Annotated in this window: 12 protein-coding genes; 7 read left to right on the top strand and 5 right to left on the bottom strand. The window is 52.0% G+C overall.

Annotated features, from left to right (window positions below; all coding sequences use genetic code 11):
• The first annotated feature begins 24 nt into the window (after nt 1-24).
• The 3 genes from IPK01_04430 (at nt 25) to IPK01_04420 (ending at nt 1,826) form a co-directional block, all read left to right on the top strand.
• Nucleotides 25-732 carry a hypothetical protein gene (locus IPK01_04430; protein ID MBK7932739.1) on the top strand — a complete coding sequence of 236 codons (708 nt, stop codon included), beginning with the start codon at nt 25-27 and terminating at the stop codon, nt 730-732.
• Nucleotides 732-1,370 carry a cyclase family protein gene (locus tag IPK01_04425; protein ID MBK7932738.1) on the top strand — a complete coding sequence of 213 codons (639 nt, stop codon included), beginning with the start codon at nt 732-734 and terminating at the stop codon, nt 1,368-1,370. Before IPK01_04430 ends, IPK01_04425 begins: the two co-directional genes overlap by 1 nt.
• A 90-nt stretch (nt 1,371-1,460) precedes the next feature.
• Nucleotides 1,461-1,826 carry an MGMT family protein gene (locus IPK01_04420; GenBank protein ID MBK7932737.1) on the top strand — a complete coding sequence of 122 codons (366 nt, stop codon included), beginning with the start codon at nt 1,461-1,463 and terminating at the stop codon, nt 1,824-1,826.
• A gap of 152 nt (nt 1,827-1,978) precedes the next feature.
• Here the strand turns inward: IPK01_04420 and IPK01_04415 are convergent, their stop codons facing one another.
• Complete coding sequence (locus IPK01_04415) at nt 1,979-2,815, bottom strand: NAD(+)/NADH kinase (protein MBK7932736.1); 837 nt, start codon at nt 2,813-2,815, stop codon at nt 1,979-1,981.
• Nucleotides 2,816-3,021: 206 nt separating this feature from the next.
• Here IPK01_04415 and IPK01_04410 point away from each other — a divergent pair, with 206 nt between their 5' ends.
• On the top strand, nt 3,022-5,022 hold the full coding sequence (locus tag IPK01_04410; protein MBK7932735.1) for a peptidyl-prolyl cis-trans isomerase: 2,001 nt from the start codon (nt 3,022-3,024) through the stop codon (nt 5,020-5,022).
• 110 nt (nt 5,023-5,132) lie between these two features.
• Here the strand turns inward: IPK01_04410 and IPK01_04405 are convergent, their stop codons facing one another.
• Together IPK01_04405 and IPK01_04400 are read right to left on the bottom strand one after the other, a co-directional pair.
• Nucleotides 5,133-7,769 carry a protein kinase gene (locus IPK01_04405; protein ID MBK7932734.1) on the bottom strand — a complete coding sequence of 879 codons (2,637 nt, stop codon included), beginning with the start codon at nt 7,767-7,769 and terminating at the stop codon, nt 5,133-5,135.
• A gap of 32 nt (nt 7,770-7,801) precedes the next feature.
• Complete coding sequence (locus tag IPK01_04400; GenBank protein ID MBK7932733.1) at nt 7,802-8,359, bottom strand: sigma-70 family RNA polymerase sigma factor; 558 nt, start codon at nt 8,357-8,359, stop codon at nt 7,802-7,804.
• Between the two features lie 657 nt (nt 8,360-9,016).
• Between IPK01_04400 and IPK01_04395 the strand changes: the two genes are divergently transcribed.
• Both IPK01_04395 and IPK01_04390 read left to right on the top strand, forming a co-directional pair.
• The gene (locus IPK01_04395) at nt 9,017-10,228 is read left to right on the top strand and encodes a hypothetical protein (GenBank protein MBK7932732.1); all 1,212 of its coding nucleotides are present in this window, start codon (nt 9,017-9,019) and stop codon (nt 10,226-10,228) included.
• Complete coding sequence (locus tag IPK01_04390; GenBank protein MBK7932731.1) at nt 10,194-11,150, top strand: VCBS repeat-containing protein; 957 nt, start codon at nt 10,194-10,196, stop codon at nt 11,148-11,150. Before IPK01_04395 ends, IPK01_04390 begins: the two co-directional genes overlap by 35 nt.
• A gap of 88 nt (nt 11,151-11,238) precedes the next feature.
• Here IPK01_04390 and IPK01_04385 read toward each other — a convergent pair whose 3' ends face one another.
• Entirely contained in the window at nt 11,239-12,192 is a 954-nt protein-coding gene (locus tag IPK01_04385; protein ID MBK7932730.1) for a DASS family sodium-coupled anion symporter, read from the bottom strand.
• Nucleotides 12,158-12,676: an anion permease gene (locus IPK01_04380; protein MBK7932729.1), complete on the bottom strand. Its 519-nt coding sequence runs from the start codon at nt 12,674-12,676 to the stop codon at nt 12,158-12,160. Before IPK01_04380 ends, IPK01_04385 begins: the two co-directional genes overlap by 35 nt.
• Nucleotides 12,677-12,795: 119 nt before the next feature.
• On the opposite strand from IPK01_04380, the gene asnB reads away from it, so the two are divergent.
• Nucleotides 12,796-14,643 (top strand): asparagine synthase (glutamine-hydrolyzing), encoded by a 1,848-nt coding sequence (gene asnB / locus IPK01_04375; protein MBK7932728.1) that lies wholly within the window; start codon nt 12,796-12,798, stop codon nt 14,641-14,643.
• The last annotated feature ends 1 nt before the right edge of the window (nt 14,644 follow it).

Here is a 14,644-nt window from a genome sequence, read left to right as displayed (position 1 = left end):
GTCAATAGATTATTCTTTCAGAATATGCGACCTATTATTTTTATTGCCCTGTTGTTTATTGTCTCTGCAATTCCCATATCAGCCCAAAAAACGCTTGTGATCTACGATCCGACCATTGAGCTGCTCGACGAATTGCCGATGTTGCCGGACGCAGAGCAGGCCGTTTTTGAGCAAAGTGTACTGCCGAAACTAAAGGCAAAGTATCAGAGCGATGGCTGCGCGGTCGACCCGGAACTAGCGGGCGAAGTGAGCGGAAAGTTCACTAAAAAGGGAGCTGTTCAAAAGGCGGCGTTTTACCAGGTTTGCCAGACCGGAAATGGTCTTGGCACAGTTGCGATCGTTATTTTTGAGAACGATAAGCTGGTCGGAATCTGGGGCGATCAGAGCGGTTGGACGCTGCAGATCAATTCCATTCGGGACTTGAATGCGAACGGCCTGGACGAATTTTCGCTCTCGTTTGGCGGCGGGATGCATCAGGGCCAAGGCGGCATTGGCGTTGACGTTATGGAATTTTCGAACGGCAAACCGCGATCTATTGGCTGGTTTCAAGCTGAAAAGATCATGGACACCGAGACAGAATCCGCCTGGAAGGTAACAGTTCGAACCGGAAAGGCGCCTGTTTTCTACCGCCAAAAATTTGTCGCAAATCGCAGCGGAAAGTTGGTAAGGAGTGGTGCAAACTCGGTCTTCAAGCCAAGAAAGGTCGAGAGTAATTTTGAGGGGATCAAGTAGTGAGCATATACGACATCACTGTCACGATCGATGCCGGAACGCCGATCTATAAGGGCGATCCCGGTGTTGATATTGCGTCGTTCAAGGCGATCGAACGCGGCGATTCGGCTAATGTTTCGCAGATCTCGATCGGCGTTCACACGGCGACGCACATTGACGCGCCGAACCATTTTATCGACGGTGCAAAACGCATCCACGAGATCGATCCGGCCAAACTCGTCGGCCCATGCCGAGTCATCGCCGTACCCGAAGATGTGACCGCGATCGAGCCCGAACATGTCGGAAATATCGATGGGGTCGAACGTATAATTTTCAAAACGCAGAATTCCGCATTTTGGTCTGAGCCGGAACGCGGATTTCGGACCGATTTTTCGTATATAACACCCGCAACAGCCAAGCGGCTTGCCGATAACGGGATCGTCCTCGTTGGTATCGACTACCTCTCGATCGAAAAGAGCGGTTCGCCCGGCCATCCGGTGCATATCGCTTTGCTCGAAAAGGAGATAGTCATTCTCGAAGGCGTAGATCTCCGCGAAGTCCCGGCCGGCGATTACGAACTTATCTGTGCACCGCTAAAATACGACGGAGCAACCGGCGACGGCTCGCCTGCGAGAACTTTCCTAAGGCGAAATGAGTAGGAAGTTTTGCCACGAATAACACGAATGACACAAATTTTATGCTTTGACTTTGTTCGTGCTATTTGTGTCATTCGTGGCTGAATCTTAAAAATGAACGTAAACGACAAAACTTATCGCGAAACGGTTTACGCCATTGTTCGTCAAATTCCCGTCGGGATGGTTATGACGTACGGCCAGATCGCGATAGTTTTGGGCGAGGGTTACACAGCCCGGACTGTCGGTTATGTGATGCACGGGGCGGACGAAGGCGTGCCGTGGCAGCGCGTGATCAATTCGCAGGGCAAATGCTCGACCGGCCGGCTGACCATTCCGCTAAATCTTCAGCAGGAACTGCTCGAGGCTGAGGGCGTTGTTTTCAGCGACAAAGGAAAGTGCGACCTGCGGAAATTTCAATGGTGGCCGGAAGGCTTCGAGTCGGACGAAAGCGATCAGATCAGCTTGTTCACGGCGGCTTAACCGCAGGGACGCGGAGGTATTTCAAACAGGATGCACAGGATGTTCAGGATGATTTCGCCAAGCTACTCAAAATGAAAAAAGTATCTTGTTCATCCTGTCCATCCTGTTAATTTTAGTTCTCTGCGTCTTCACGCCTCTGCGGTGAAAATATCCTATCGTCCCCATTTCAGCTTGTCTCGCAATACATCAAAATAGTTTCGATTCGCCGGCTGGACTAGGTTGAACGTGGTTTCGCTTTTGCGGATCACGACGCGGTCGTCGGCTTGCATGCGGTGGCCTGTCTGGCCGTCGAAGGTGAGAAACACGCCTTCGTTCGCATCTTGCAGATGCAGTTCGATCTCGGCAGTGTCAGGCACGACGATCGGCCGATTTGTCAGTGTGAACGGGCAGATCGGCGTTATCACTACTGCATTCATCGACGGATAAATGATCGGACCGCCTGCGGAGAGGTTGTACGCGGTCGAACCGGTCGGCGTCGAGATGATCAGTCCGTCGGCACGAAACGTGTTTACAAACAGCCCGTTCAGCTTAACGTCGATCTCGATGATCCGCGCCAGTGCCGCTTTGTTTATGACAACGTCGTTGAGTACGCGGCCATCGGCGATGCGTTCGCTATCGCGCCAATGTTCGGCATTGAGCATTTCCCGGCGGTCGACTTCATATTCACCGGCGATGATCGACTCGAGAGCGTTAAACATCTCTTCGATTCGAAAATCGGTCAAATAGCCAAGACTGCCGTAATTGACGCCCATCACGCGGGCATCGGCGTTTCCGACCATTCGTGCGGCCGAGATCATTGTGCCGTCGCCGCCGAGGACGACGATCAGGTCGGCGTCGGAGATAACGGTCGGTTCGCGACGTGCGTCGCTTGCCGAGATCGGGTCGCCGATCTGTTTGATACCGTGATCTGCGAGCCAGCCGCCGAGTTCGACTGCGGTTGCCATTGCCTCGGCGTGGTTCGGTTTGACGACGATTGCGACCGATCTGATCTTTTTGGTTTCCATCTCAAGCCTAGTCTGCAAACTAATAATCCGCGAATTGTATCGAAACATCAAGCAATTTGAGCCGTAAACGCGCCTATTTATCGGCGCGCTGCGTGGTTTTACATTGGATTTTGGCGCCTTTTTTGCTAATATTGGCGTTTGTCCATAAAGACAATTATATTTTAGGCCCAGAGGTTTGCAGGTATTACTCGATGCTAAAGTTCTTTAACCGTCTCGAAAAAACGCGTAATTTTTTCATTCTCATTTTTGCCGTCATTATGGTCGTTAGTCTTGTTTTTTGGAACAGGAGTTCGACGAATACCACGACGGGGTCCAATCTCGCCCGCAGCACCGAAACGGTAGCCAGCGTGTCAGGTGAAAAGATCACCGTCGGCGAGCTTGTCCAGCAAAAGGAAAGCTATAGCCGTTTTTCACAAGGCCGCAGCTTTCCGGCAAAAATGATGCTTGATGGCCTGATCGGCAGCCGCATCTCGCGGGTCGAGGCCGAGCGATTGGGCCTGACCGCGAGCGATGCCGAAGTTGCGGCCGCGATCCGTGAGCAGAATAAGAGCGAAGACGGCAAGCCATTTGATCAGGAACGCTACGAATTGAACGTTCGCGAACAGTTTGGCAGCATCGCCGCGTACGAACAGCGTATTCGCGACGATGTCAGCAGCAGAAAGCTTGATGCTTTCATTACCTCCGGCGTAACCGTTTCGGAAGAAGATGTTCTGAGCGATTTTCAGCGAAAAAATACGAAATTTGACCTCTCGTACGTTGCCGTCAGCAGTAATGAACTTTCCAAGACGATAGTTCCGACCGATGCCGAACTTCGTGAATATTTTGACAAGAACAAGGCCAGCTACTACATCGGCGTCCCGCAGAAGAAGATCAAATATCTCTTTGTAAACACCGTGAAGATCGGTGAAAAGCTCCAGATCTCGGACGCTGACCTGCGAGCCGAATATGACAAACTGCCCGCGGACAAACGAACAGCCGGTACACTTGGCCAGGAGATCGTATTGCGTATTCCGAAACCGGAATTTGATTCGCAAGTACAGGGCAAGGCCGCTCAGATCGTTGAACAACTGCGGACCAAGAATGGCGGGGTGATAACGGAAGCGGAATTTGCGAATGCGGCCAAGGGACAATCAGAGAATCCTGCTACTGCACCCCTCGGCGGCAAACTCCGCGGCCCTGTCCGCGAAGATCCCAGCAAGCCCGAAGATCCGTATCAGCGATTGTTCAAGATGAAACCGGGCGAGATCACTGAGCCGATCCTATATCAAAATCGTTATTTCATCCTTCGCCGCGGCGAGGATGTGCCGAAGCCTTTTGAGGACGCAAAGAAGGAGCTCGACGTCAGTCTTCGCAATCGCCGTGCTTATGCTGCCGCTGCTGAGCTTGCCCAGAAGGTGGCTGATTCGCTCAAGCAGACCAAAGATATTCAAAAGACCGCCGCCGAATTTGCTCCCTTGGCAAATATGAAGCCGGCCGAGATGATCAAAGAAACAGGGTACGTCAAACCGGGCGATAACATTCCGGATATCGGTACTTCGCCGCAATTCGAAGAAGGTGTCGCCCCGCTCGAAGCTGTAAACGATGTCGGCGAGAAAACACCGATCCAGAATGGATTTGCGATCCCAATGCTCGCTGATCGTAAAGAACCGCGTGATGCTGAGTTTGACGAGGTCAAAGCCCAGATCATCGATGTGGTCAAACTCGATAAGGCTCGTGTTCAGGTCGAGGAGATCGCCAAACAGATCGCTGCCGGAACGGCAAGCGCCGATGCGCTTGCTGCGGCCGCCACTGCCAAGGGCATGAAAGCTAAAGATCAGAAGGCGTTCGTCCTCGGCACTCCGCTCGGAGAAGGCTCATCAGCCTCGACCAGTGAAGCTCTCGAAGACGCGATCTACGGAATGAAAGCCGGCGATGTAACAAAAACGCCGATCAAGCTTGGCGACAATTGGGTGATTGTCGGTGTCACGAAACGTGAGGATGCCAACACCGCCGATTTTGCGAAACAGCGAAGCAGCCTGTTCGAGCAAATGCTCTCGCGTAAACGTGCGGCCGTCTTCAGCGACTATCTCGCAGCGACCAAAAAGCGTTTTGAGGATGCCGGCTACATCAAGATCTACAAAGAAGCTCTTGACAAGGTCGATGCACCCGAACCGGGAGCACCAGGAGCACCGGGGAGCGAACTTAACTTTTAGTTAGTTTTGCTTTTGGCAATTAATCAAAGCCGACCGGTTCATTTTGGGCCGGTCATTTTTTTGTTTGCGGAGCTTGATCTTACGGCTTTAGCTTGAGGCGAGCGGTCGTTCTAGGTGATCTTCGCCGAAAGGGCTTTGGCCTTTTCGAGATCGAACCGCCGTTGTTTGTGTTCAGGTGATTCGGCGACGAGTTTTTCCAGGATCGCGATCGCACGGTTGATATTCACCGCGGGTTTCACACGATGTTCCGCCAAACGCGAAAGGCATAATGCCAAGTCGTGGCGAAATTCACTGTTATTGCCGTCTTTTTGATTGACCTGTTCCGATTCGAAAAGTGCCTGTTCGTAGGCTGCGACGGCGAGTGCCTTTTTGCCCAATTTTCCCAACGCATCGCCGAGAGACGTTCGAGTAAAAGCGATCTGTCTTAAGGTAGATATGTTTTGCTGATCTGCCTGTTTTACGATCTCATAATCTTTGATCGCCGTCTTAAACGCGGAGACAGCCGACTCCAGTGCAGCAGTCGGGTTTCCTTCGCGTTCAGCTTTCCGCGTCAATGCCCGGCCTAGCTCGAGATAACAATCCGCGATCGAATTTAGTTCTCCAAGGTTCTTTCGGTCGGCGTTGGCGACTGCCTGCTGCATTTCCAAAGACCGCCTAATATGGAAGAGTCCCTTGTCCGGGTCAATGTGGCTGATTGCGACACCGAGCCAGAGGTGCGGAATTATGATCGCGTTATCAACACCCGGCTTCGCCGGGTCCAGATCGATCGATCGCTTGGTCAGCGAAAATGCCTCTTCAAAATATCTAATGGCTTCGTCGGTCGAGCCCATTTCCAGCTTTACATAGCCGATGTATGACGAGATTATGCTGAGCGACAATAAATTTGTGTCGACATTTGGGTTTTCATCGTTGATCTTTTGATAGATAATTCGGGCTCTTTCGTAATTTTCCAGAGCACCGGTCAAGGAGCCGCTTCGCAGTATCGATTGGCCGAGCATTGCATAGCTTCGCGCGAGGGTGTTTCGGAGTTTGACGTCGCCGGGCGATGATTCTAGTGCGGTTTCCCCCTGCGATGCCGCTTTTCGGTACTCTTCTCGTGCTTCTGCAACCTTTCCGCTCATCGATAGAATATTCGCAACATCGATGCGGCTCTGAATGGCATCGAGAATGCGCGATCTATTGGTCGGGTCTAGTGCCAGCAACTTGTCGCGGATCTCAAGCGCCTTTCGCTGGCTTAGTAGAGCCTCGGATGTTTTTCCGAGATTGGGATTAAAGAGCTCCGACTGAAGATTGCCGATCTTCTGATATGCAGCAGCCAATTCGCCTTGCAATTCTTCATCACCTTCGGCCTCGGTTGAAAGCTTATCGAGATATTCGAGGCCTCTGTGAACCAACAATTCGCGGGCTTCGATCGGACTCTCGGCGAACTTCTCATTTATCTCAAAAATGAACGAATTCGCGAGTGCCCGGACCTCATTGAAGCGACGTTCGGCTCGTTCTCGTTCGACATTTGCTCGTCGAGCCTGATAGGTTGTCGTGAAAATTCCCGCGACAAGTATCATAAATGCAAGGGCAATAGATCCCACCACCAGCGGATTTCGTCGAGCAAATTTCTCTGCCCGATACCGAAGCGAATCCTGCCGTGCAAAGACCGGCAGCCCCTTCAAATGACGGCGAATATCTTCGGAAAACTGTTCGACTGACGAATAACGCCTGGCGGGATCCTTGTTTAGAGCCTTGAGAATTATATTGTCGATATCGCCGCGAAGCCTTGACCTCGGATACACGGCGTCTGTCTCAACATCGTGCGGAATTTCCAATGTGTCGGCTGCCGATGGCCGAACAGGGACCGTTTCACTTGCCGTCTGCACTATTTGTCCAAAGTTCTTTCCTTCAAACCTGAACGGCCGAACGCCGGTCAGCAGTTGGTATAGGACAACACCGAGCGAATACACATCGGTCGCCGTGGTCAGGTTTTCCCCGCGTATCTGTTCGGGTGACGCGAATTCGGGCGTGAATGCCAAGTGCTGTGTGACCGTTTGCCCGTCACAATCATCTTTGAGAAGTTTCGCAATGCCAAAATCGAGCAGTTTTGGAATTCCTTCATTATTTACCAAAATATTTGACGGCTTGAGATCGCGATGAATGATAAGGTTCTGATGTGCAAACGAAACACCTGCACAGACCATACGAAACAAATCAAGCCGGCCCTCGAGATCCAGTTTGCGGGTGCGGGCAAAATCGGTGATCGTATCGCCTTCGACATATTCCAATACGAAATATGGAGTTCCGTTTTCGGTAGTTCCGCCGTCGATCAAATGTGCGATGTTCGGATGGTCAAGAGTGGCCAGGATCTGCCGTTCCGCGTAAAAACGCTTGAGGATCGACTCCGAGCCGATGCCGCTTTTGATCAGCTTGAGTGCGACTTTTTGCTTGAATTCACCGTCTGCTCTAATAGCAAGATAGACCGAGCCCATTCCGCCGGCACCGAGTTCGGACACGATCTCGTATCGGCCGATATTCGCGCCGATCATTGAGCCTGCGACAGAACCATCAGTGATGATCGTTAAGGCCGAACTGTCCAGTCCGGTTGATTCGACATTCTCAAATTCAAGAAAGGCCTCGACTTCGCGAAGCATCTCCTCATCGTCACACACATCTTTGAGGAATTCACTTCGCCCCACCACCGGAATAGCCAGTGATCGTTCGAGTATTGGTTTGATCTTCTGCCAGCGTTCTGGGGTCATTACGACGTCGATCGAATTTGAGAACAGGCCGTTTAATTTAGAATCTTGTGGAGATAGAGTTTGGCAGTCGACCATTCACGTTTTACAGTCGCAGGCGAAATGCCCATTACCTCGCCTATCTCCTCAATGGTCAATCCCGCAAAGAACTTAAGCTCGACCACGCGTGCCTGATCCTTATCGAGCGACTCGAGGCTTGTTAATGCTTCGTCGACAGCGATGACGTTCAGCGTATTCGAATTCGTGTATCCGATCGAATCGGAAAGTTCGATCTGTGTCAGGCCCTCGCCGCCGCGTTTATGGCGATGTTTGGCACGGGCGTATTCGATCAGGATCTCGCGCATCAATCGGGCCGAAACACCAAAGAAATGAGCGCGATTTTGCCAGTCGATCTCGTTTTGGCCGATCAGCCGCAAATATGCCTCGTGAACAAGCGCCGTAGGCTGAAGAGTATGATTAGAGCGTTCGCGGCTGAGATAGCTGTTCGCCAATCGGCGTAGTTCATCGTAAACAAGCGGCAGCAGTTCGTCGAGAGTTTCATCGCCGCCCGTCCTCAATTCACGCAGAATCAGTGTGATCGGCTTTTCAATCATATCTTTCCAGTCGCCTAAGAATAGTCTTAATCGGCTTATTTTCCTAACGATTTTCTGCTTTGAAAAATAAAGTTTGAGCCGGTTTTCTTATTCTTGTCGCACTAGATACCGAACGTAGTATCGGCATTACTTGAAATTGGAGAAAGGCCGCCGATACCGTCGAATGAACGGAGACCGGTTTGATCTACGATATTTCGACATCGGCGATATTTACTACTGCGATATTGTGTTTCTATCTGTCTTCCGTTAGCGTCGAAATCGCCGAGCGACCGGCTGCGGCGTCCAAGCGATTCTTGTTTATATTGCCGTCTCGAGTCATGGTTGCGACGGCCACTGTGAATGACTTTGAATTCGCGGCTTTCGAGTGAAGCTGTCGATCGAAATTTCAAAGCGAAATTTCCCGCCATCAACGACTCGCTAAGGCAAAGCAGCAACCGGGATATAAGAATTTTGGTTGCTTTTTTTTTAATTCGGTGGCAGAATTTCGAAAATTTCCCAATTCGTATCTTTTTCGGTGGCCCGGACGTCACCGCTTTTGAATATTGCTTAGCAAAAAGGAGATTGCATATGAAGAGATCGTCTGTTTTGATTTTTGGCTTAGCGTTTTTGGCCATTTGTATCTTTCCAACCATCACGTTGCGGGCACAAGATCGTTCTGTGTTCGAAGATCTTCTAAAGAGAACGACCCGGACCGCGGGCATCAAAGCGGTACCGGAATCGATCGAAATAGCCAGGGCAACCGGCGCTAACTTTCAACGCCGTGAGCTGTTCGCACCAACGGCGAGATTGATCAGTAGAAATGACGATCTTTATACCGCCGTGTCGAGAGGCGTACTCCTTGACCTCGACAAAAAGGCTATCAGAAACATTATCGCCGAAGCACCCAAATATATGACGCTGTCGATCCCGGACGGTAACGGCGGTTTTATCGACCTCGACCTCGAGCAAGCTGACATCTTTGCGCCCGGTTTCAAGGTCTCGACGTCGGCACCCACTGGCCAATCTTATGAGAATAGCCTCGGTAACCACTATCGCGGCATGATCAAGGGCGAACCGCTTTCGCTGGTCGCGATCAGCATTTTCCCGAACGAAGTGATGGGCAGCATCCGCTCGAAAGCACTCGGAAATTCATCGCTAGGTAGGTTGACGGGAAATAATCGAAGCGATACCCATATATTCTTTGATACAAATGATCTGAAAACGCGCCCCGAAAATTTCTGCAATGTTCGAAGCACCGGAAACGAATCTGCTTCTATTCCTGTTTTGCAGGAGCAATCTGCCGACGCAGTTGCTGCGAGAGTTACACGCATTTATGTCGAGGCAAATTTTGACGTTTTTCAAAATAAGGGCTCGGTTCCTAACACTATCGCTTACGTTGCCGGATTTTTTAATCAATCGGCGGCTCTTTTTGCGAACGATGGTATTTTCGTTTCTCTTTCGGAGACGTTTGTCTGGAATACCGTTAGTCCCTACGGGGCGACGAACGATGCCGGTGTTCATTTGAATGCATTCACGATGAATCGCCCGACTTATAATGGAAATCTAGCGCACTTGATCACTTTGATCGGTTATGGCGGGATCGCCAATTTGGATTCCATTTGTCCTAACGGCTATGCCGTGAGCGGCATAGAGCCTACATTCAACAATGTGCCGACCTTTTCCTGGACCGTCGAGGTCTTTACGCACGAGACCGGGCATAATCTTGGCTCAGACCACACGCAAGCCTGCGTTTGGAACGGCAATAATACGGCGATCGACGGTTGCGTCGCGGTTGAACCGGGACCAGGCGGAACCTGCGCGACCCCGCCGGCCTCCTCCCGGAGGCGGAACGATAATGAGCTACTGTCACCTCAATGCCGTTGGGATTGATTTTCTGCTCGGATTCGGACCGCAGCCCAAAGCACTCATCCTTGGCAAGATCGCCGGGGCGGCATGCCTGACCAGCACCGGCCGTGCTCCGTATGATTTTGACGGCGACAACAAGACGGATGTCGGCATCTATCGCCCGGCAGCCGGTGAGTGGTGGTATTTGCGTTCTTCCAATGGAACGAACTCGGCCCTTCAATTTGGAAATGCAACCGATAAGATCGTACCTTCTGATTACACCGGCGACGGAAAGACGGACATTGCGATCTGGCGTCCGGCAACCGGCCAATGGTTCATTTTGCGCAGCGAAGACCTCTCGTTCTTCGCGTTTCCATTCGGTGCAAACGGCGATGTTCCGGTTCCGGCCGATTTTGATGGTGACGGGAAATCGGATCCTTCGGTCTTCAGGCCGACTACACAAACCTGGTTCATCAACCGTTCTACCGGCGGCACAACGATAACCGGATTTGGAGCCGCGGGTGACGTGCCTGTCGTGGGCAACTACGATGGTGACACGAAGGCAGACATCGCCATTTTCCGGCCTAACGCAGTGGGCGGTGCTCAGTGGTGGATACAGCGAAGCTCGAACAATACGGTGTTGGCAATGGTATTTGGTGCCTCAACGGACAAAGCGGTCCAGGGCGATTATACCGGCGACGGCAAGACCGACGTCGCGATATGGCGGCCATCCAACGGCAACTGGTTCATCCTGCGGAGCGAAGACTTCTCGTTCTTTGCATTCCCATTCGGAGCGAACGGCGACTTACCGGTTCCTGGCGACTATGATGGCGACGGTAAATTCGACGCAGGTGTCTTTCGCCCGGCAAGCGCGACCTGGTTCGTCCAACGCTCGACTGCCGGAACGCTGATCCAGTCATTCGGCACCACCGGCGACCAGCCGGTCCCGAACGTATTCGTTCCCTAAGGGACGCTTTTGATCGAATGATCAGGGCAGGTGAGGTAGCTTTACCTCACTTGCCCTTTTTGGTCTTCAGTTTCTTTATTCTATCTACTTACCACCAACCGATCAATTTCCACCAGGCGAGGCCTATCGTCGACCAGATGATGATATTGAGAACAGACGCGACGAGGCCGATCGTCCACCATTGGCCTTGTTTGACGTAGCCCGTGCCGAAATAGACCGGTGCCGGCGTAGTTCCGTAATGCGTGAGTCCTGCACTCAAATTAGCAAAATAGGTCAGCAAGAGCACTGTCAGCCCAGCCGGTGCCCCGACCGCGATGGTAACGGTCAAAAATGGTATGAACATCGCCGTCACATGTGCCGTTATGCTCGCAAAACCGTAATGTGCGTAAAAATAGACCAGCGCCAAGACGGCCAACGCCATCGGCCACGACCAACCATCCGTGACACCGGCGATCGACTCGGCGAAGAGCTTTGTGATCGTCGTCTTGCCGAGCTCACTGGCCATCATTACGAGGCCGCCATACCAGATAAATACTTCCCAGGCATGCGTTTCGTCTATTATGTCGCTCCAGTCGAGTACTTGTGTTATCAGTAAAAAGGCGATCCCGAAAAGAGCTATGACCGTCGCGTCGATGCCGTGAAAACGCGATGTGATCCAGAGAGCCACGACCACGACAAATACGGCCAATAAGATCAATTCGCTTTTTGAAAGCGGCCCGAGCTTTGTTAACTCGTCACGGGCGAACGAGACCGCGTTCGGCGTTTCCTTGATCTCCGGCGGAAAGTAGCGGTAGATCATCAATGGTATAACGGTGAGCGAAACGATCGCCGGAACGATCGCCGAAATGAACCAGATCGAATAGTTCATGTCTATGCCGGCGTGTTCCATCGCAAATCTCGCGATGATCAGGTTCGATGCCTGCCCCGTCAAAAATGTCGCGCAAAGGATGACCTCGCATTGATACAAGAGGTTCATCAAAAACGTGCCGAGCTTTCCCGCTGTGCCGTCATCGGGCCGCGAATCGTACGTCTCCGGAGACACTCCTCGCGATCGGCAATATGATCCCGCCGGATCTCGCTCCGGTCGACGGAACGAACGAGGCGAGAACAAAATCTGTTATCACCAGCGAATAACCGAGTCCGAGCGTTTTGCGGCCGATCAGACGGACAAGCATCAATGCGATCCGGTGCCCCAGTCCGGTCTTGATCATCGCCCTCGAGATAAAGAATGCAGCGAGTACGAGCCAGACATATTTGTCGGCGTAGCCGCTCAGGCTGGTTTCGATCTTCAGAGCGCCAAAGATAGCCGTCGCGATAACGCCGATCAGCACCATTGCGCTTCCGGTCATCGGCTGGAGGATCGAACCGACGATCGTCGCGACAAATATCGCGAGCAAGGTCCAGGCTTCGCGCGAAACGCCATCCGGCGGCGGCAGTATTCCAATGCCAAAACCGCATGCTATAACCGCAAGCCATCGAACAAGCTTGCCCTTTGAACGAATTTTGTTGTCGGTGCTCTCGGTCATCGGTGATCGGAAGTTCAGTTTCGAGATCGACACTTTAGCAGAAAAATCGTCTCACTGCGCATCAGGCCATCCATTGTCACGTCGTTTCGCAAACGCAGTGATATTGTTATATTCAATGTATGTGCGGAATTGCCGGGATCGTCGGCCTTAAAGACAAAAGCGAGGCGGCGGCCAAAATTCATCGGATGACCGATCTTGTCAGTCATCGGGGGCCTGACGCCGAAGGTTTTTTTGTCGATGATGGTATCGCATTGGGGCATCGGCGGCTTTCGATCATTGACCTTTCCGAAGAGGCTAATCATCCGCTTTTTGACGCTTCCGGCCGCTACGCGATCATCCTCAACGGCGAGATCTACAATTTTCGCGACGTCAAAGCGACGCTCCCTGAATACGAATTTCACACCGCCGGCGATACCGAGATCGTTCTCGCAGCCTTTCTAAAACATGGCCCCGAGTGTCTCTCGATGCTCAATGGAATGTTCGCCATCGTAATTTGGGACAACGTCGACAAGACACTTTTCGTGGCTCGCGACCGGCTCGGTGTCAAGCCTCTCTATTACTCGATGACGTCCAGCGGAGTGTTCGTGTTTTCTTCGGAAATTCGCTCGATACTTGGCTCGGGGCTCGTTGATAAGACCATAAATAGTTTCGGACTTTTCGAATATCTGATGTATCAATCGGTCTATGCTCCGCAGACGATCATCGAGGGGATACATCAACTCGGTGCCGGTGAATATGCGTGCATCAAAGACGGCAAGATAACGTCAGCGCCGTTTTGGCAGATCGAAAAAACGTCCGCCGATGTCGCCGGTGATATCGAAACTGTCCGAAAGGACGTTCGCGAACTGCTTCTGCGGTCGGTCGAACGCCGAATGATCAGCGATGTGCCGCTCGGAGCGTTTCTGTCTGGCGGGATCGATTCGAGTGCCGTTGTCGCCCTGATGTCAGAGGTTTCGACGCAGCCTGTCAACACATTTTCCGTCACGTTCGACGAAAAGGAATACGATGAATCGCCGTATTCCAAGATCATTGCCGCCAAATACAAAACGCACCACGCTAGTGTAAGGCTGACATCAAACGATTTTCTCGCTGCTCTGCCGGATGCACTTCGCGCTATCGACTCGCCGAGCGGCGATGGGCTGAATACGTATGTTGTCTCCAAGGCAACGCGCGAATCCGGAATTACGGTCGCCCTGTCAGGTCTCGGCGGCGATGAACTTTTCGCCGGTTATCATTATTTCGATCAATGGCTTAGAACGCGGACCGGCGTCACTTCGCGGGTTCCTCACTTTGTCCGTAAGCTCGCATCAGGGCTGCTCGCAAATTCGTCTAACTCCAAATACCAGCGAATTGCCGATCTGCTTTCAGTTGACCGCATGGATATATCGACCGTTTATCCAAAGATGCGACAGGTGTTGTCGCAGCGGCTCGCCGGCGAATACTACGGCAACGGCAGCCACGATATCCTGATCGAAAAAATACTCGCCGAGCGTTTGGCAGATATTGAAGGGTTCCCAATGATCAGCCAATTCACGATCGCTGAATTGCTCGGTTACACGCAAAATGTGCTGCTCAAGGATACCGACCAGTTTGCAATGGCCTCGGCCCTTGAGGTGCGGGAACCATTTTTTGACTACCACCTGGTCGAATATGTCTTGCGCATCCCTGACTCGATGAAATTGTCAGCAACGCCGAAGGGGCTTCTCGTCGATTCGCTTGGTGACATGCTGCCGCGTGAGATCGTGGACCGCCCCAAAATGGGATTTGTGCTTCCGTTTGAAAAATGGATGCGCGGCGAATTGCTCGAGTTCTGTTCGTCGCGGATCGATCTGATGGCTCAGCGCGGAATACTGGATGCCGACCGTCTGCGTTCAAAATGGCAGCTATTTCTTGACGGTCGGGTTCGCTGGTCCGAGCTTTGGCATATTATCGTTTTGACCGAATGGCTCGAAAACAACAACATCTGAC

The sequence above is a fragment of the Acidobacteriota bacterium genome, from assembly GCA_016713675.1.
Lineage (GTDB): Bacteria > Acidobacteriota > Blastocatellia > Pyrinomonadales > Pyrinomonadaceae > OLB17.
The sequence above is the reverse complement of the archived record's forward strand: the minus strand, read 5'-3'. Positions and strand labels throughout refer to the sequence as shown.